Here is an 18,839-nt window from a genome sequence, read left to right as displayed (position 1 = left end):
TGGAGCGGTGCTAGCGGGCCAGCGGAGCCGTGAACTGCGTGTCCGACGTGACCTGCAACGTGCACACGGCGGTGAACTTCCGCGCCTTCCACGCCGCGGAGTCCGGGTAGAACACCCCGAGCTCCGCCTCGACCGGCGGGGCGTGACCGGCGCCGAACTTCGCCGCGCGCTTGGCCTCGCACGCGGGCTTCGCCTGCGATTCGAGGTATTCCTCGCCCGGGTATTCGCCTTCGACGTAGCCCTTCAGCGCCACCGTGTCGAAGACCTCGCCGTCGTGCGGGCCCGTGCACGGGACCTTCGTCGCGTCCGCGCCGAAGCCCGGTGGCGTGTCGTAGCACTCGCCGACCTGGAGTCCCACGATCGTGGGAGTCGTGCCCAGTGTCTTGGCCTTGCCGGCGACGTAGATGACGCCGACGGCCAGCCCGCCCGCCCACAGCAGGCTGAGCACGATGCCGGCGATGGCCATGCCGCGGCCCGGCTGGCCGGTCCGGTTGATCTGGACCAGCGCGGCGATCCCCAGGATCAGGCCGAGGACCAGGGAGAGGCCGCAGATGCCGAGGATGCCGAGGATCAGCGAGGCGATCGCCAGCCCGTTCCGGCCCGTCGGCCGCGGCGGGCCCTGCGCGACGGCCATCCACTGCGGCGGGTTCGGCGGGTACTGGTTGGACATGGATCCCCCTGCTTAGCTGCTTCGAGCGGTGGTCATTATGGACACGTCCGGGGAACGTGTCACATCGGGCTAGGCCATACGGCATACTGGGCCACCATTGCGGCAGGGCGAGGACCGGAGGGGCCGTGACGGGGCAGAACGTGGTCGTAGCCGGGCGGACGACGGACATGTGGGAGCGGCTGTTCCAGCCGGTCGAGCGGTGGGGCTGGGAGTTCGTCAAGCCCGTGCCCGCGACGGTCAGCCCGGAGGCGGCCAACCCGCCGATGGCGGAGCAGGTGTACGCGCCGCACGACTACCAGCTGCGCGAGAAGCGCGCCAAACGGGCGTGGATCGGGCTGATCGGCTACCTCGTGCTGGCCTTCGTGATCGCGGTGATGATCGCCGGGATGGTGCAGGCGGCCGTCAAGGAAGTCCCGATGGCCGTGGAACTGACCGGCGACATCGTGCTGGGCCTCGGCGTCCTGCTGGCGATCTGGAACCTCGTCCGCACGCTGCGCCGGTTCACCGTGATGAAGCGCGACTACACCGCCCGGTACAACGCCGCCCTCGAGCGCTACAACTCGGCCTACGCGTCGTGGCAGCAGCGCGTCGCCGAGCACGACCAGCGGGAGGCGCAGCGGGTGGCCGCGGCGATGCGCTGGTACCCGGTGCAGCTGACCACGCGCCCGGCCCGCGTCGACGTCTTCGGCGGCACCGAGGACGGCTGGGCGAGCTTGCTCGTGACCATGGGGTCGCCGCTGCTCGCCGCCGGCTCGTCGGTCTTCCTGCTCGACTTCACCGACCTCGCGGTGGGCGACAACCTCGGTGTCGCGGCCAGGGCCAAGGGCCATGCCGTCGCCGTCCACGAGCTGCCCCGCGACCTCGCCGAGCTCGGCATCATCGCCGACCTCGACGCGACGGAGCTGGGCGAGATGGTCGCCGAGACCATGCACACGATGAACCGCACGCAGTTCGGCGCCGACCTGCGCGGCCTGCACACCGACCTGCTCACCGCCGTCGCCGAGCGGCTCAGCGGCCCGCTCACCTTCGCCAAGGTCGTCGCCGGGCTGCAGGTGTTCCGCCGGGTCTACGACGCGGGCTCGGACGACACCCTCTCCCCGGACGAGGTGCGCAAGCTCAACTCCTACGTGGACACCGTCGGCAGCACCGACCAGACGCAGAACGAGCTCCAGGCGCTCGAAGGCGAGCTGCGCGGGCTGGCCAGGGCGGAACGCGCGGCGGAAAAGCAGACGACGGCCGGGTTCCGCGCGGCGTGGCCCGTCCGCGGGTACTCCGTCGTCGCGACGAGGGCGAAGACCGGCAGGCACCGCCGGTTCGTCGAGCACATGGTCTTCCACCGCACGCTGCAGGAGCTGCACACCCGCGAGGCGACCGGCCGCGAGACGCTGATCGTCGCGGGGGCCGACCAGATCGGGCTGGAGTCGCTCGAGGCCATGGCGCGGCAGGCGCGCCGGGCCGGCGTCCGGCTGGTCTTCCTGGTCCAGCACCTGCGCGACGACATGCAGAAGCTGCTCGGCGCCGCGGGCACCGTCACGCTGCTGATGCAGCTCGGCAACGGCGACGAGGCGGCGAACGCGGCGGAGTTCATCGGCCGCGGGTACAAGTTCGAGCTGTCGCAGCTCACGCTCCAGGTGGGGCGGACGCTGACCCACGGCACGGCGTCGACCGAGGGCGGCTCCTCGAGCGTGCAGCGGTCCCGCGGCTACACCTACGGCGGGTCGTCGAGCAGCTCGACGGGCCCGAACGGCGGGAGTTCCAGCTCGGGCAGCTCGTGGAGCACCACCAACACCACGACCCACAGCCGCGAGCAGAACTGGTCGTCGACGGTGTCCCAGTCCGAGGCCGACTCCCAGAACCGCGGGGTGACCGCGTCCCGGGTGTACGAGTTCGAGGTCGAGCCGACCGCCCTGCAGGGGCTCGCGCCGACGGCGTTCGTGATGGTCGAGAACGGCGTCTCGGGCCGCCGGGTGCTGATCGGCGACTGCAACCCGGGAACCGTGCTGCTCGACCGGGTCGCCGACCGGCCCCGCATCGGCTGAGCACCGCCGTGCTGGAGGGGTTCGCGTTCCACGACCTGCTCGCCGTCCCGCGCGGCGACGACCTCGCGACCGGGGTGGACCGGCCCGACGAAACCGGCGGGCGCTCGCCGGCGCAGTTGTTCGCCGCGCTCACCGCCGCGCACGCCGACCTGCGGTTCCGCGGCCCGGACGCGGCCTTCGCCGTGGCCTGGGAGCGCCCGGTGGGCAGCCGCGCGCTGCGGGTGCTGGTCGGCGGCCGCCCGCACTCCCCGGTCGCGCGGCCGGGGGACGCCGAGGTGGTCCCGGTGCTGTACCCGCCGGGCGGGCTCGGCCGCGCCGCGGACACCGCGGAGATCGCGGCCCGCTGGGCGGCGCTGCCGTCCTGGACGCGCTGCACGGGCGGCTCCGATCCACTGTGGACACCGCAGTCCGGCGCGGAAGCCCCGGGACGCGGCGGGTTCGACGACTACGTCGCCCACATGCCCGGCGCGTTCGCCTGGCTGGTCGTGGCCGAACCCGTTGACGGCGACGCGATCGAGCGCGAGCTGCTGGGGCTGGAGACCACGATGCCCCGGCTGCGCCAGCGGGAGAACTCGGAGCCGGACCGGATCGCCCTGCAGCGCGCGGAAGGCCGGTACCGGGAGCTGTCGCGCGCGCAACCGGCCGGCCTGTGGGCGGTGCACGTCCTCGTCGGCGGCCCGGACGAGGCGGCGACGCGCGCGGCGGCGGCGTTGCTGTGCAGCGCGAGCGATCTCGACGCGCTGCCGTACGTGCTGACGCCGGGCACCGAGTGCGCCGGGCTCGAGCAGATCTGGGGCAAGCCCGTCGAAAACGGCGCGGTGAGCTCCCCGTTCCGGGCGACCGGCGAGCTCGTCGCGGCGCTCGCCCGGCCGCCCCGCCGGGAGCTGCCCGGCATCCGGCTGACCGAGCCGCCGCTGTTCGACGTCACGCCCGAATTCGACGGCGACGTCCCGCTGGGCACGGTGCTCGACGACGCCGACCAGCCCGTCGGCGAGTTCGGCGTCGCGCTGGACACCCTCAACCGGCACACGTTCGTCGCCGGGGCGACCGGTTCGGGCAAGTCCCAGACGGTGCGGCACCTGCTGGAGGGGCTGCACCGCGCCGGGGTGCCGTGGCTGGTGATCGAGCCGGCGAAGGCCGAGTACGCGGCGATGGCCGGACGGCTCGGCCCGGACGGCCCGGTCACCGTGATCCGGCCGGGGGATCCCACCGCCTATCCCGCCGGGTTGAACCCTTTGGAGCCCGCCGAGGGCTTTCCGTTGCAGACGCACCTGGACCTCGTCCGCGCGCTGTTCCTGGCCGCGTTCGACGCCGACGAGCCGTTCCCCCAGGTGCTGTCCCAGGCGCTGACCCGCTGCTACGCCCGGCAGGGCTGGGACACGGTGACCGGGCGGGTGCGCGGGCGGGTCGAGCCGGTGAAGTACCCCGGCCTCGGTGACCTGCAGGCGACCGCGATGGAGGTGGTCGACGGCATCGGGTACGGCAAGGAGGTCGCCGACAACGTCCGCGGCTTCGTCGACGTCCGGATCGGCTCCCTGCGGCTCGGCACGCCCGGCCGCTTCTTCGAGGGCGGCCACCCGCTGGACGTCGCGGCGCTGCTGCGCGGCAACGTCGTGCTGGAGATCGAGGACCTCGGGTCCGACGCCGACAAGGCGTTCTTCATCGGGGCGGTGCTGATCCGGCTGTTCGAGCACCTGCGCGTCCACCACCAGCCGGGCACGCGCGGGCTGAAGCACGTGCTGGTGCTGGAGGAGGCGCACCGGCTCCTGAAGCGCGCCGAGCCGGGGAGCCCGGCCGAGCACGCGGTGGAGCTGTTCACGTCGATGCTGGCGGAGATCCGCGCGTACGGCGAAGGGATCATCGTCGCCGAGCAGATTCCGGGCAAGATCGTCCCGGACGTCATCAAGAACACCGCGTGCAAGATCCTGCACCGGCTGCCCGCCGAGGACGACCGGCTCGCCGTCGGCGCCACGATGAACCTGAGCGAGGCGCAGTCGCGGCACGTCGTGACGCTGCCGCCGGGCCGGGCCGCGGTGTTCACCGACGGCATGGACCGGCCGCTGCGGCTGCTGATGCCGCTGAACGAGGGTGCCGAGGACGCTTCCGCGGTTTCCAGGGCCCCGGCCGTGGTGGCGCGGCGAAGTGTCGCTTGTGGACGGTTGTGCGAGGCGTCGCCGTGCACGTTGGGGCGCCTGAGCGAAGCCGTCCACCGCGCCGACGACGACCCGCGGCTGGTGCTGTGGCTGGAACTGCTGACGGTCGCCCACATCACCGGCCGCCGGGCGCCCGATCCGGACCGGGACTGGATCGCCGAGCTGCGCCGCTCGTTCGCCGACCAGACGCTGGAATGCGCGGTGGCGCACCGGATCCAGGCGGCCGTCGACGCGCGGTACGCGGGCATCGCGGAGTACAACTCGCCCGGCGACTTCATCGCGCACCTGGCCGAAAGCGCGTGGCGGACGCTGCGGGGCGAGCCGCACGGGTGCGACGTCCCGGAGGTCCGCTGGCAGGCGGGCACCTACCGCTGGTTCGACGTCCGGCGCGCGTTGAAGACCCCGGGCGACGGACCGCATCCCGACACGGCTTCGTGGGCCGCCCGCGGCCTGGTCCTGGACGGGCGGACGCGGGCCGAGCAGCTGGCCCGGCTCGCCGACCGGCCGGACAGCTGGCGCAACGACAACGCGACGGTGATCGGCACGGTCAAGCCGACGCTGATCGAGGTCGCCGCCGGAAAGCTCAGCAGGGAAAAGGATCCGAAGAACCGGCTGCTGAGCGCCGCGAAGTTCCTCAATCTGCCCAACAGCTGGGCGGCGGCGGTCCTGCGGCTGGGCGGCGGCACGTGAGCATGGACGCGCCCGCCGAGTCCGGTCCGCGGGATTCGGCCGACGAAGTTTCGGGCACGGACGGCCCGCAGGAGGCCGACGACGAGGCCTTGACCGGCCGGCCGCGGCCGGAGGTCGAGCCCGGGCGGTACCTCGTCCACCCGGAGGACACCGAAGCGCTCACCGAGCGCGTCGAGGAAGTCGGCCGGGAGAACGCGGACGAGTGGGTCGACGACGTGAACCCCCGGTTCGAGTCGGGCGGCGAGCCGTTCCGCAACAACTGCGCGGAATGCAGCCGCGCGTACGCGACAACGGCGCAGACGGACACCCCGACCGCGGCGGCGGGCGACCCGCAACTCGGTGAGCTGCGGGAAATGTGGGAGTGGACCGGCGTCGAGCCCACGAACGCGCTGCGGGAGACCGACCCCGCCAAGCTCGACGAGTTCCAGGCGAAGGCGTGGGACCGGGTGGCCGACCAGCTCGACGGCCAACCGGTCGGCACGGTGGCGATCGTCGGCGTCGACTGGGAGGAAGTCAAGGTGGGCGACCAGGTGTTCGGCGGTGGGCACTGGTTCAACGCGCACGTCACCGACGACGGTCTCAAGTGGGTCGACGCGCAGAACGGGACGCACCGGGATTGGCCACCGGGTTACCCGGACCGGGTGACGGCGATCGAGTCCGTCTACCGCAGGCCCGACGAGACTGACTGGAGAACACGATGACCGAGCCCGAGGCATTCGACACCCTGCGGCAGTGGGCCCGAACCCAAGGCATGAACGCCGAATCGATCGTCCCCGAGACCTGGACGGCCGCCGCCCACGGCACTTCGTGGGTCCTGGCCCCGCGCGGCCGGACCAGCGCGGTGTACATCGTGAGCCCGGCGGGGGTCCGCCCGGTCAACCGAAGCGTGGAGTCGCTGGCCGACGTACTCGCCGGCTTGGAGTGAGCGATGAGCGAAACGAGCGACGCACCCACCGAGTCCGACGAGCCGGAAACCCCACCCGAGGAACCTTCGGGCGGCGACGGTCCGCAGGAGGCTGACGACGAGGGCGACTCGCCGGAGGAGAGCGACGCATCGTCGGAGCCGACGGAGCCGTCGGAGCCTGGCGACGGTCCCCAGGAGGCGGCCGACGAGGACGAGGGGGGCTCGGAGGCTGCGCAGCGCCCGGACGAGGCGTCGTCGGACGACGGTCCGCAGGAGGCCGACGACGAGCTGGACGACTCCGGGGAGGAGGTTCCGGCCGATCGCGCGGACGGCGAGGGGGATGACGCCGATCAGGCGGTTGAGGATGACGATCGGTCGGGCGCTGAGGCGGATGACGGTGATCGTGCGGGGGAGGACGATTCCGAGGCTGATCGCGCGGGGGAGGACGATCGCGCGGATACCGATGCCGATGAGGATCGTGCTGAGGAGGACGATTCGGCGGATACCGATGCCGATGACGTTGAGGATCGCGCTGAGGAGGACGATCGCGCGGATACCGATGCCGATGACGCTGAGGATCGTGCCGAGGAGGACGATCGCGCGGACACCGACGCCGATGACGCTGAGGATCGCGCTGAGGAGGACGATCGCGCGGATACCGACGCCGATGACGCTGAGGATCGTGCCGAGGAGGATGACTCTGCTCGGGAGGAGGCCGAGGCTGACGATGCGCAGGATGATGCGGATCGGCGTGCCGAGGAGGATGACTCTGCTCGGGAGGAGGCCGAGGACGGCGATGCGCAGGATGATGCGGATCGTGCCGAGGAGGATGACTCTGCTCGGGAGGAAGCCGAGGACGGCGATGCGCAGGACGATGCGGATCGTGCCGAGGAGGATGACTCTGCTCGGGAGGAGGCCGAGGCTGACGATGCGCAGGATGATGCGGATCGGCGTGCCGAGGAGGATGACTCTGCTCGGGAGGAGGCCGAGGACGGCGATGCGCAGGATGATGCGGATCGTGCCGAGGAGGATGACTCTGCTCGGGAGGAAGCCGAGGACGGCGATGCGCAGGACGATGCGGATCGTGCCGAGGAGGATGACTCTGCTCGGGAGGAAGCCGAGGCTGACGATGCGCAGGACGATGCGGATCGGCGTGCCGAGGAGGATGACTCTGCTCGGGAGGAAGCCGAGGCTGACGATGCGCAGGACGATGCCGATCAGCGTGCCGACGAGGATGACACTGCGCGGCAGGAAGCCGACGCAGACCGCCAGGCCGACCAGGACGACGCCGACGACCGGGCCGGCCAAGACGCGGCCGAGGACGACAACCCGCCGCCCCCGGACGATGCGGAGGATCCCGGGAATCCGCCCGATGACGAGGGGCTCGAACGGGAGCTGAGGCCCCGGGGCCGGATGTGGGAGGGCTCCTGGAACTCCACGACGGAGTCCCAGCCCCGCAGCGAGCAACCCGCCGTGACGCAGGAGACCGTGGTGGTCGCCGAGTCGGGTGAGGAAGGGACGCAGCCGGCCGAGCAGCAGCGCGCCGGCGCCGAACGGGCCGAGCAGCAGCGGACCGAGCCCGCCGAGCAGCAGCGGACCGAGTCGGCCGAGCAGCAACCGGCCGAGCAGCAACGTGCCGAGTCACCGGATCAGCACCGCACCGGGACCGAGCGAACGGACCCGGCCGAACAGCGCACGCCCGAAGCAACCACCGACAACGGGCGCGACGAAGGAACCGAACAGCGCAACCCCGAAGCCCCCAACCCGTACACCGGCGACTTCACCACCAAGACCGGCGAACTCAACCTCGACCGGGACGCCCGGAACGAACCCCGGGAACCCCAGCGCGAGCACGACGACCGGGACGTGGCCAACGGCCCGTGGAACACCGATCTGGACCAGTACCAGGAGTACGCCAAGAACGAAGACGGTGACTGGGAACCCGCCCGGCCGGAAACCGACTTGGAGCGCGAGAAGCGCAACGAAGAAATGGCCGAGAAGTTCAAGGGCGAGGAAACCGTCGGGGAGACGCTCGCCAAGGACGGGCAGGACCTCGTCGAACAAGGCCTGAAGCACGTCGACGCGGCGGAAGCCATAGCCGAGCAGAAGCACGAACAGGCGCACCCGCACGAGGAGTCGAAGACCAGCCAGGAACAGCCACGCTTCGAGCCGGCCGATTCGCAGCTGCCGTCCACGCCGGAAATGATCGGCTCCGTGGCCATGACGGCGGTGGCGATGGCAGCTCTGTTCAAGCAGTGGCTCGCCGACCGCCGTGGTGGTCACGGTCCCGAGGAGAACTGACGCTGAGGGCCGGGGGCGACGTCCCCCAACGGATCGCGCAGCAGCCTTGAGAAACCGAGCTCGCCGGCGCCGATCAGGGTGGTGTCGTCCCCGAGAGCCGACACGCTCAAGCGCACTTTTTCCTTCGCCACCGGCAGCACATTGCGTGCGACGCGGCTGCGTACTCGCGGCAGGACCCCGGCGTACACGTCCCGCAACATCCCACCGAAGACGACCACGGCCGGATTGAAGAGGTTGATGAGGTTCGCCACGCCGATGCCCAGCCAATCCCCGACGTAGTCGAGCGCGGCTCGCGCGTCCGCGTCGCCCGCGGCCGCGGCGTCGGCCACCTCCCGCACGGCGTCGCGGCCGAAGACCTCCGGTGGCCGGCGTGCGGCGTCCAGCAAGGCCCGTTCACCGGCTTCCGCCTCCAGGCACCCGCTCGAGCCGCAGCCACACGGCCGCCCGTCGTGCGGGTTGACGACCATGTGGCCCAGTTCGCAGCCGTACCCCGCGTCGCCGTCCAGCACCGTGCCGCCGACGATGATCCCGCCGCCGACGCCGACATCGCCGTGCAGGTAGACGAGGTTCTGCGCGCCCATCCCGGCGCCGCGAAGGTGCTCCGCGAGCGCGCCGAGGTGCGCCTCGTTCCCCACCCGCACCCGCAGGCCCAGTCCGAGCCGCCGGGCGAGTTCGGCGCCGAACGCCTGGTCGACCCAGCCGAGGTCGGGGCCGAACCGGACGGTTCCGTCGGCGGGCCGGATCATTCCGCAGTACGAGGCCCCGACGCCCACGCAGGTCGACGTCGACGGCGCCGCCTCGGCCAGCCGGCGGCCGAGTTCCGCGAGCGTCGTGACCACGTAGTCGAGATCGACTCCGGACCGGCGCCGGGCGGCGACCTCGCGGTCCAGGACGACACCGCCGAGACCGATCCGGGCGGCGACCAACCGGTCCACCGCGACGTCGAACGCCAGTACGTGGAACCGCTCGGTCTCCGGCCACACGACGAACGAGGGGCGGCCTTGGTGGCGGTTGTCCGTCTGCGCCACTTCCCGGACCAGGCCGGCCGCGCTCAGTTCCGCCGTCAACGTCTTGATCGTGCTGCGGTTGAGGTTCATCCGTCTCGCGAGTTCGGCCCGCGAGACGCCGCCGCTCAGGTGCACGAGGCGAAGAAAGGCACCGCGATTGTGCCGCCGCATCTCCTCCTGGTCCAACCCGATCTTCGCGCTGTCCCAGTGCGTCAGCGATTCCATGTCGTGCCCCCTTCCAGAAGGGCCTTCGCGCGCCCCTCGGGAACTCCCAGCGTGAGCAGGCTCGTCATCGACGCTGCCCGGACGTCGAGGGTCCCCCGCGACAGGTCTTTGTCCGCGATGGCGAACACGGCCGCGAAGGCCACTTCGCTCAGCACGTCCGCGGGCAGGTGCCTGCCGAACAGCTCGCCGTCCTGGCCTCGTTCGACGAGATCGGCGAGCGTCTTCTCGACCGGTCCGAGGAGGGAGTGGATCTCCTCCCCGTACTCGCCGCGGCGGAGCACCACCAGCACGCGGTAACGGTGCGCCAACGGCCAGAGGCGGGCGATGAACTCGGCCCACGCCTCGTCGGGCGCTTCACGGGCGGCGGTGGTTTCGGCCAGCACGGCCGCGATCTCGCTCACGGCCCGTCGCGTGAGCGCCAGCACGAGGTCGGTTCGCGAGGGGAAGTGGCCGTAGACGGTACGCCGGACCACGCCGGCCGCGGAGGCGATGGCACCCATGCCTGCCTCCGGGTTCTTCCCCAGGACCTCGAGCGCGACGTCGAGGATCCGCTCCCGCGTGTCCCTCATCCGGCACACCCCCAGGTCTCGATCCGCACCACGCCATGATTGCACACCGGTGTGCAAATCGCGTAATCTGCACACCGGTGTGCAATGCACTGTGACCCGAGAGTTCAGGAGACCCGGACGATGACCGCATCGACCACCGCACCTTCGGACCTCGTCCGCCCGTTCCGCGTCGCGCTCCCGGAAGCCGAGATCGCGGATCTCAAGCAACGGCTGGCCAGGACGCGCTGGCCGGATCCGGAGACCGTCCCCGACTGGTCGCAGGGTGTCCGCCTGGAGAACGCCCAGTCGCTCGTCGCGTACTGGGAGCGGGACTACGACTGGCGCCGGTTCGAGGCGGAACTCAACCGCTTCCCCCAGTTCCTGACCACGATCGACGGCCTGGACATCCACTTCGTCCACGTCCGGTCCGGGAACCCGGGCGCGCTGCCCCTGCTCCTGACCCACGGGTGGCCGGGCTCGATCGCCGAATTCCTGAAACTGATCGGCCCGCTCACGGACCCGGTCGCGTTCGGCGGCGACGTCCGGGATTCCTTCGACGTCGTCATCCCGTCCCTGCCCGGCTTCGGGTTCTCCGGAAAGCCGGCCGAAACGGGCTGGACGGTGTCGCGCATCGCCACCGCGTGGGTGGAGCTGATGAGGCGTCTCGGCTACCGCGAGTGGGTGGCTCAGGGCGGTGACTGGGGTTCGGTGGTGACCACCGCCCTCGCGGCCCAGCGACCCGAGGGACTGCTCGGGGTGCACTTGAACACGCCGTACGCGTTCCCCGCTCGAATACCCGACACGTTGTCCGCTGACGAGCAGTACGCCGTGGACGGCCTCGCCCGCTACGCCGGCGAGCTCGGCGGATCGAACCACCTCCAGGGCACGAAGCCGGAGACCGTCGGATTCGCGCTGGCGGACTCCCCGGCGGGGCAGGCGGCCTGGATCTACGAGAAGTTCCAGTCCAAGACGGACAACCGCGGGCTCGCCGAGGACGCGCTGAGCACCGACGACATGCTGGACGTGATATCGCTCTACTGGTTCACCAACAGTGCCGCGTCGTCCGCCCGCATCTACTGGGAGAACCGCTCGGCCACCATGGCCGGCCCGGAGCTGACCCTTCCGGTCGCGGTGACCGTGTTCCCCCGCGACGTTCCACGCCTGCCGCGCAGCTGGATCGAAGACACCTACCGCACCTTGATCCACTACGGCGAGGCCGACAGGGGCGGACACTTCGCAGCCCTCGAACAGCCCGAGATCCTGATCAGCGAAATCCGCACCGGGTTGCGGAGCCTCCGCCGGTGGAAAGCCGTCCCGGCGGCCTGGCCTACAGCTGGGCGCCGCCGCCGTCCACGGGGATCTCGGCGCCGGTGGTGAACGTCGCGTCGAACGCGAGGTAGGCCACCGTCGCCGCGACCTCGGCCGGCTCGCCGAACCGCCGCATCGGGTTGCCCGCGATCATCTCGGCCTTGGTCTGCTCGGCGACGGGCGGTGGCAGGGTCGCGTCGAGGATGCCCGTCGCGATCGGGCCCGGGCTGACGGCGTTGACGCGGACCTGGCGGGGCAGCAGTTCCCGCGCCAGTGACCGGGTCATCGACCGCAGCGCGGCCTTGGTCGCGGCGTAGGCGCTGATCATGTCGAGACCCTTGACGTTGGCCACCGACGTCGTCAGCACGACGCCCGCGCCCGCGCGCAGCAGCGGCGCCAGCTTCTGCACGGTGAAGTACGGTCCCTTGGCGTTCACGGCGAACAGCTCGTCGTACTGCGCTTCGGACATCGACTCGAACGGCGCGAAGGCGGTCACGCCCGCGTTGACGAACAGCGCGTCCACCGCGTCGAACTCCGCCCGCACCAGCCGCGGCAGCTCTTCGACGTCGGCCATCGACGCGGAATCGCTCCGCACGGCCGCCGCCCGCTCCCCGAGCCGGCGGCGCGCGGTCTCGAGCTTCTCCTTGTCCCGTCCCGTGATCAGCACCCGTGCGCCGCGGGCCACCAGCAGCTCGGCGGTCGCGAGGCCGAGCCCGCTGCTGCCGCCGGTGATCACGACGTTCTTTCCCTCGTAAGCGTTCATGTCCCGAGTCAACCGCCGGGTCCGCCGGGGCGTCCAAGACCCGTTCCGCATGCCGCCATGCGTGCGGCGCATGGCGGCGTAGGCTCGAAGCGTGGATCTCGATCTACGGCTGGTCCGGTACTTCACGGTCGTGGCGGAGCACGGCAACTTCGGGCGTGCCGCCGCGGCGCTGCACCTCGCCCAGCCGTCGCTGAGCCGCCAGATCCAGCGGCTGGAACACGACCTCGGCGTGCGGCTGTTCGCGCGCACCCCGCAGGGCACCAGCCTCACCTCGGCCGGTGCGGCGTTCCTGCCGCGCGCCCACGCCGTCCTCGAAGCCGCCGCCGACGCCGTGGGGGTCGCCCGCGCCGCCGACCCGCCGCGGGAAATCACCATCGGCTACGTCGAGGGCCTGATCGTCACCCCCGCCGTGCGGGCGCTGCGCCACCGCCACCCGGACGCCCGCGTCCGGACGCGGCACCTGCGCTGGCACGACACCCGCGCGTTGCCCGACGGCCGGGTCGACGCACTGGTCACCCGCGAACCGCTGCCGTTCCCCGCGACGGTGACGCCGCTGTACGAGGAGCCGCGCGTGCTGCTGGTCCCCGTCACGCATCGCTTGGCGGGCAAGGAAGCCGTCTCGGCGGACGACCTGGGTGACGAGGGCCTGGTGGCGTGCGCGGTGACGCCGACGCTCTGGGGCACCCCGAAGGACGGGTCCCCACGCCCGGCCCCGGAGGACAGCTTCGAGGACAAGCTGGAGCTGGTGGCTTCGGGCAGCGCGGTGGCGGTCCTGCCCGCCGGCGACCACCGGCCCCGCCTGCGCGAGGACGTGGCGGCGGTTCCGGTCGTGGGCTTCGGGCCGTGCCGGGTCGTGGTGGCGACCCGGACGCAGGACCCGAACCCGCTGCTGGCCCCGTTCCGCGAGGCCGCGCGGCTGCTGGTGCCCTCGGCCGGAAGCGACGGCTGAGCTGCCCCCGGTCCGGAGTGGACACCGCGCGACCGGCGCCTGGCCGAGCCGTCATCGGTGGTAGCTGCGGACCTTCGCGGCCATGGTCTTCACCTCTTCGAGCCGGGCGTCGTCCGCCAGCACGTGGTAGGGGTCGCCGCTCTCCGCATCGGTCAGCAACCGGGTGGCGTGGGTCGAGCATTCCGAGCAGAGGCGGGTCAGCTCGTCCCGCAGGACCTCGCGTTGCGAACCGAAGGTCGCGCGCATGCGGGTGCGGACGCTGACCGCGTGCTGGTAGAGCAGCTGGGCGAGGTGGTAGCGGGCGTGGGAGTTCCACGCGTCGTCCCGCAGCAGCCGGCGGAGGTCACCGCCCAGTGAGTCCGGGTCCACTTCGCCCGGCCGGCGCAGGTGTTTGGCGATCGTCACCTCGACCACGAGGCGGCGCCGGGCGTCCGTGGTCTCGGGGTACGGCTCGGCCAGGTCCCCGGTGATCTCGTCCACGGTGGGCAGCACGCCGTCCGAGCCCAGCCAGCGGCGGTAGGTCGTGATCCGCAGCCGGCGCACCTCGGCCGGGGCCGTCCCGCGCTCTTCGAGCCTGGTCAGGCAGGCGAGGGCGTCCTTGAAGGCGCCGCACTCGATGGACAGGCGTACGCGGGTCAGCGAGTCGCGGGGGTTGGCGGCGGCGCGGGCTTCCTCGAGCAGGGAACTCGCCCTGCTGTGCTCGCCCACCGCGTGCAGCAGTTCGCCGAGCATCGCGGGCGGGCCCGGTGCACCACGCAGCCGCGTGATCCAGTGCTCCATGGCGGGCAGCGCCGCCAGCACCACGGGACGGATCTCGTGGTCGGGAGCGTCGTCGTGCAGCAGCTCGAGCGCGTGCTCCACCGACGGGAGGTAGACGGCCTGCGGGTCGTCCAGCAGGTCGAGGTAGTGCTCCGGTGCGCCGTTGCGTTGCCAGGACAGGCAGATGCGCTGGTAGCGCCGGGGAAAGTCGGCGGAGGCGTCGAGCCGGTTCTCGGCGGCGCGGAAGATCCGCTCGACGGCGAACCGGGCCGCGAGGCCGGACAGGTCGTTGAGCTGCCTGAGGTACGTCGTGGGCGCGCCGAGCCGCAGCACGGCCTTGCGCACCGTCTCGTCCGCCGGGTCGAGCCGCAGCTCGTCGATCAGGCGCAGGCAGGCGAGGATCTCGCCGGAGCTTTCGGTGACCGGCCAGTCGTCCGCGTCGACGAGCTCACGGGCGATGCGCGCCTTCCACCGCACGCGTTCGTGCGTCCAGGCGACGTGGGCTTCCTCCTCGCCGGGGTCGCTCGCCTCGCGGGTCCGGCCCCCGGGGTCGCACGCGGCTTCGTGGGCCGCCTGGAACGCGGTGCGGCACAGGTCCGCGAACGGCGCGCGCACCCGTTTCGGCAACGGGGCGCAGGCCGTCGCAACGAGGTCCAGGCGGGCGTCGAACGCCTCGTCGAGCTGAGACCGCCGCACCGAGCGCGTTACGCCGAGGCGCAGCACCGCGCCGCGGTAGGAAAGCGCGCGGTTGAGTTCCTCGAGGCGCAGGTGGGCGATGGCCAGTGCGACGCGCGCGGGGCTGGTCAGCGCGGCGGGGATGCCGCGCGGCGGTGGGTTGGGCCCGTCGTCGGCGGGCCGGCCGCACAACGCCGCGGTGCCGAACGAGCCGGCCAGCACGCGGTGGATTTCGGCCCGCTCGGCCGCGCCTCGCGACGGCGTGCCCGCCAGCAGCGCCTCCGCGTAGAGCGCTTCGAGGTAGCGGCTCCACGTCTGGGTCGCCGCGGCCACGTCGCCGGCTGCCGTGTGCGCGACCGCGAGGTTGTGCAGCACCGCGGTGGACATCGGGTTCTCGGCGAGCATCGCCTGCCAGTGCCTGCGTGCCGCCGTGTGCGCGCCCATCCGGTGCCAGGACTCGGCGAGCCGGCCGTTGACGTAGGACCGCAGCAGGACGAGCGCGGCCCGGCCCCGCAGGCCGGACGGGTAGGCGTCGAGTGACTGCCAGGCGCGGCCGGCGTTGTCCGCCAACGCGTTTTCCACCTCCGCCACGGCGATCGCGACCTGGGCTCGGGGATCCTCCGGGACCGGCTCACGGCGTGGCGGCGGAGCGACCTGCGCCGTGCTCGGCGCGACGGACCCGAGTTCCGCATCGATCTCCGCGACACCGGCGGACGGGGGCACCGGTGTGGCGGGCGGTCCGCCGTGCGCACGCAGCTTTCGCCGGACGGTGCTCAGGTGCGCGTTCAGCCCGATGGGTTGCTGCAGCGCCTTTTCGCAGCGTTCGAGGTGCGCGTCGAACTGCGCGGCGACCGGCTTCGCCTTGAACTCCTGCAACGCGCCCAAGCGCTCGACGCGGGCCTGCTCGAGGCGGTTCGCGATGTCCGCCAGCACGGCGTGATCAGCGTGGGCCTGCGCGCGCCGGGCGGCGTCGGCCAGGTCGGCGCGGCGGAGTTCCTTGGCGAAGACGCCCGCGCTCTTCTTGAGCCGCGCGATCGACCCGGCGTCCCGCTCGAGCCTCGTCAGCAGCTCATCGGCGGCCGGCTCGCCGATGCCCCCGGGGGCGACGTCGGCCGGCGTCTTCGGCGGGGCGGCCGTGGTGATGTCCCGCAAGGCCGAGGCCATCGCGTCGAGGTGATCCGCCGGGGCGCCCCAGCCGGCACCGCCGGCGTACGCCCGCGCCGCCGTGAACGCGCTCAGATCGGGCACGTCCAGCGGCCGCCACAGCAGCCGCCGCTGGTGGACGAGCGCGACGAGCAGGTCGGGAAGCTCCTGCTGGGCAAGGCAAGTGGCCAGGCGGGCCGGCAGCGCCGGTTCGTCCACTTCGAACAACTCGCACGCCACGTCGAGCACGCGCCGGGCCGGCCCGTCTCCCGGCGGCAACGCGTGCGCGAGCCGCCGGATCGTCGCCGGCGGGTACCCGTGCACGAGCCACTGGACGGCCAGCACGGCGAACGCGGCGACGCCACCGGGACGGTGGCCGGCCAGCTCGGCGATCCTCCGCAGGTCGTCGGCGATCGTGTCCCGGCCGCGTGAGCTGGCGGGCCTTCGCAGCACCAGTTCGGCGCTGACGTCGTGGATCCCCGACCAGCGGCAGTCCCCGGGGCGCAGCAACGGGACCGGCACGTCCTCGGTCGCGGCGAGGTCGTCCCGGCCCTCGCGGATCGCCGAGGCGATCTCGCCGCGCCGTCGCTGGTCCTCGCCGTCGTAGGTGGGGTCGCCGGCCCGCTGCTCGTGCAGTCCCTGGTGCACGATGGACAGGTGCGCCCACACCCGGTGGTTGGTGGGCGCCGACCCGGCGGCCGCGGTCAGCCACCGCAAGGCCGCTTCCAGCCGTCCGTGGCGGAGGTGGATCAAGCCGGCGTGGTAGGGGTGCTTGGGGTTGACCGGGTCCACCCGGTGGGCTCGGGCCAGCAGGTCCAGCGCCGCACCTGATGCGGTTCCGGGGTGGACGGCCAGCCGGAAGCACGCTTCCGCCAACGCCTCCAGCTCGTCCGCGCTCAACCCGGCGCCCTGCTCGTGGCGGGCCCACAGCCGGTCCGCGAGGCGGCGCAAGACCTCGGGCCGGTTCTCCAGGACGGCGACGTTCGTCATGCCGATTTCTCCGCGCCGGTCCGCAGCTCGTCCACCGGCAGGATCAGCGTGCCCCGTCCGTCCGACGTCGCCGCCAGCCGCCCGTCCGGCGAGATCGCGAGCGGGTACGCCGAGGTGACCTCGATGCGGCCGTCCTGCATCAGCACGTGCGAGCCGTCCGGGTACTCGAACACGACCAGCCTGCCGTCCTGGGAAGCGGACCCGACCCGGGCACCGGGCACGGTGCGGAAACCCAGGTGCACACCCAGTTCGGCGTCGAAGCAGACCCCGAGGCCTTCGTCGTTGAGCACGATCGACAGGTCCTGGCCGACCCACGCGTCGGAGACCTGCTGCACGGGCAGGTCGACGACCAGGGGCCGGCCGGCTCCGCTGTCGAGGCGGTAGATGTGGTGCTCGCCCACGATCAACGTGCAGCCCGGCCCGTGGTGGATGCCCAGCAGCAGCCGTTCCAGCGGGTACTCGGCGCGGGCGCGGTTCTCGGCGTACACCGTCAGCACGCCGTCGAGATCCCCGGCCAGCAGCCGTCCGCCGCTGTCGACCGCCAGCAGCTGCACGCCCGCGCGGTGCTCCAGCACGGTCTCGGGTTCCTCGTCCGCGAGCGACCAGACGGTGCCGTTCCACATGCCGACGAGCGGCGTGTCCCCGTCGAACGCCAGCGCCCCCGGCACGGCGAGACCGGGCGAGCGGGCGAGGTCCACCGTGCGGGTGCGCCCGTCGGGTGCGGCCACCACGACCCGGCCGGTCCAGTCGGCGACGGCGAGGTGGCTGCTGCCGCGTGCCCACAGCCGGGGACGCGCGGCGAGGCGCGCGGTGCCCAGGACGCGGTCCGGTTCGCCGAGGGCGTGGACGGACAGGTCCGCGCCGTCGAGCACGGCGACGTGCCGCCCGCCGGGGAAGAACGCCTGGCGGCCGCTCGCGGGCAGCCGCGGGTGCACGCGGTCCGGGCCGCTCGGTTGCGGCGCGGGCGGGCTCACCTGGATCGGCGCGGTCTCGACGGGTTCGCAGCCGGGTGCCTCCGCCCGCAGCCGGACGGACTCGACCGCGCGGCGGAACGACAGGTCGGCGAACGTCGCCGTGCCGTGCACGGTCGGGACGACCAGCGTGCCGTTGAGGCCGGAGCCGGGCGGCACGGTGGTGAGCGAGATCGGCTCGCCGCTCGCCGGCACCGCGGCCCCGTGCGCGCCGCCGACCGACACCCGGACCGTGGGGAGGGTGTGGTTGACCACGGCGTCGGGCACGGGTGCTTCGAACCGCAGCTGCCTGCTGCTCGGCGAGGGACGCAGGCCCAGCGCGTCCCGCAGGGTCTCGAACCAGTTCGGGTGGGTGACCGCGACCCAGTTGTACTTGCTGGCGGTGAACCAGATCTTGTCCTTGGCCGCCTCTTCCATCAGCACCGGGATGAACCCGACCGTGCCCGCTTTGGTGAGGTCGACCGCGCGCTGCAGCTCGAACAGGCAGACGTTCTTGGCGAAGTAGCGCAGCGAGTAGAGGGCGACGAAGAACCGGGAGCGGGGCAGCGCCGCCTCGATGTACTGCTCCCAGTCCACGCCCGGCGGCAGGCCCTCCCGGTCGACGTCGATGAAGATTCGGGGCGGCACGCCCCGGGACGTGATGCACTTGTGCAGGCTGTCCGCGAGGTCTCTGGCTTTCTGGTAGTCCTCACGCGCGTAGCTGATGAAGACGTCCCACCCGTCGTGGCTGTCGGGCTCGGTCAT

13 protein-coding genes are annotated in these 18,839 nt (G+C 72.3%); 7 read left to right on the top strand and 6 right to left on the bottom strand.

What is annotated here, in order from left to right; all coding sequences use genetic code 11:
* Window positions 1-10: 10 nt before the first annotated feature.
* Complete coding sequence (locus tag EIY87_RS36380) at window positions 11-670, bottom strand: DUF4190 domain-containing protein (protein ID WP_125314507.1); 660 nt, start codon at window positions 668-670, stop codon at window positions 11-13.
* Window positions 671-795: 125 nt separating this feature from the next.
* Between EIY87_RS36380 and EIY87_RS36375 the strand changes: the two genes are divergently transcribed.
* From EIY87_RS36375 to EIY87_RS36355, 5 genes are read left to right on the top strand one after another with little or no spacing between them, the layout of a single operon-like run.
* A complete protein-coding gene (locus EIY87_RS36375) occupies window positions 796-2,709 on the top strand; it encodes a hypothetical protein (RefSeq protein WP_125314506.1) in 1,914 nt (637 codons plus the stop codon).
* A gap of 8 nt (window positions 2,710-2,717) precedes the next feature.
* The gene (locus EIY87_RS36370) at window positions 2,718-5,552 is read left to right on the top strand and encodes an ATP-binding protein (protein ID WP_125314505.1); all 2,835 of its coding nucleotides are present in this window, start codon (window positions 2,718-2,720) and stop codon (window positions 5,550-5,552) included.
* 2 nt (window positions 5,553-5,554) lie between these two features.
* Entirely contained in the window at window positions 5,555-6,253 is a 699-nt protein-coding gene (locus EIY87_RS36365; protein WP_148106220.1) for a toxin glutamine deamidase domain-containing protein, read from the top strand.
* Window positions 6,250-6,477 (top strand): hypothetical protein, encoded by a 228-nt coding sequence (locus EIY87_RS36360; RefSeq protein ID WP_125314503.1) that lies wholly within the window; start codon window positions 6,250-6,252, stop codon window positions 6,475-6,477. The genes EIY87_RS36365 and EIY87_RS36360 overlap by 4 nt, the downstream gene beginning before the upstream one ends.
* Before the next feature lie 3 nt (window positions 6,478-6,480).
* Complete coding sequence (locus EIY87_RS36355) at window positions 6,481-8,757, top strand: hypothetical protein (RefSeq protein ID WP_125314502.1); 2,277 nt, start codon at window positions 6,481-6,483, stop codon at window positions 8,755-8,757.
* Here EIY87_RS36355 and EIY87_RS36350 read toward each other — a convergent pair.
* Window positions 8,736-9,989 (bottom strand): ROK family transcriptional regulator, encoded by a 1,254-nt coding sequence (locus EIY87_RS36350; RefSeq protein ID WP_225440268.1) that lies wholly within the window; start codon window positions 9,987-9,989, stop codon window positions 8,736-8,738. The genes EIY87_RS36355 and EIY87_RS36350 overlap by 22 nt on opposite strands.
* Window positions 9,977-10,558 (bottom strand): TetR/AcrR family transcriptional regulator, encoded by a 582-nt coding sequence (locus EIY87_RS36345; RefSeq protein ID WP_125314501.1) that lies wholly within the window; start codon window positions 10,556-10,558, stop codon window positions 9,977-9,979. The genes EIY87_RS36350 and EIY87_RS36345 overlap by 13 nt, the downstream gene beginning before the upstream one ends.
* A 120-nt stretch (window positions 10,559-10,678) precedes the next feature.
* On the opposite strand from EIY87_RS36345, the gene EIY87_RS36340 reads away from it, so the two are divergent.
* On the top strand, window positions 10,679-11,914 hold the full coding sequence (locus EIY87_RS36340) for an epoxide hydrolase family protein (protein WP_125314500.1): 1,236 nt from the start codon (window positions 10,679-10,681) through the stop codon (window positions 11,912-11,914).
* Here EIY87_RS36340 and EIY87_RS36335 read toward each other — a convergent pair.
* A complete protein-coding gene (locus EIY87_RS36335; RefSeq protein WP_125314499.1) occupies window positions 11,865-12,608 on the bottom strand; it encodes an SDR family oxidoreductase in 744 nt (247 codons plus the stop codon). The genes EIY87_RS36340 and EIY87_RS36335 overlap by 50 nt on opposite strands.
* Before the next feature lie 91 nt (window positions 12,609-12,699).
* On the opposite strand from EIY87_RS36335, the gene EIY87_RS36330 reads away from it, so the two are divergent.
* A complete protein-coding gene (locus EIY87_RS36330; protein WP_125314498.1) occupies window positions 12,700-13,557 on the top strand; it encodes a LysR family transcriptional regulator in 858 nt (285 codons plus the stop codon).
* Between the two features lie 51 nt (window positions 13,558-13,608).
* Here the strand turns inward: EIY87_RS36330 and EIY87_RS36325 are convergent, their stop codons facing one another.
* Window positions 13,609-17,124, bottom strand: coding sequence for a hypothetical protein (locus EIY87_RS36325; RefSeq protein ID WP_125314497.1), 3,516 nt, complete (start codon window positions 17,122-17,124; stop codon window positions 13,609-13,611).
* Window positions 17,121-18,839 (bottom strand): toll/interleukin-1 receptor domain-containing protein, encoded by a 1,719-nt coding sequence (locus EIY87_RS36320; protein ID WP_125314496.1) that lies wholly within the window; start codon window positions 18,837-18,839, stop codon window positions 17,121-17,123. The genes EIY87_RS36325 and EIY87_RS36320 overlap by 4 nt, the downstream gene beginning before the upstream one ends.

Origin of the sequence: Amycolatopsis eburnea, assembly GCF_003937945.1 — a bacterium.
In the GTDB taxonomy this organism is placed as follows: Bacteria; Actinomycetota; Actinomycetes; order Mycobacteriales; family Pseudonocardiaceae; genus Amycolatopsis; species Amycolatopsis eburnea.
This window is presented reverse-complemented; position numbering and strand designations above follow the sequence as displayed.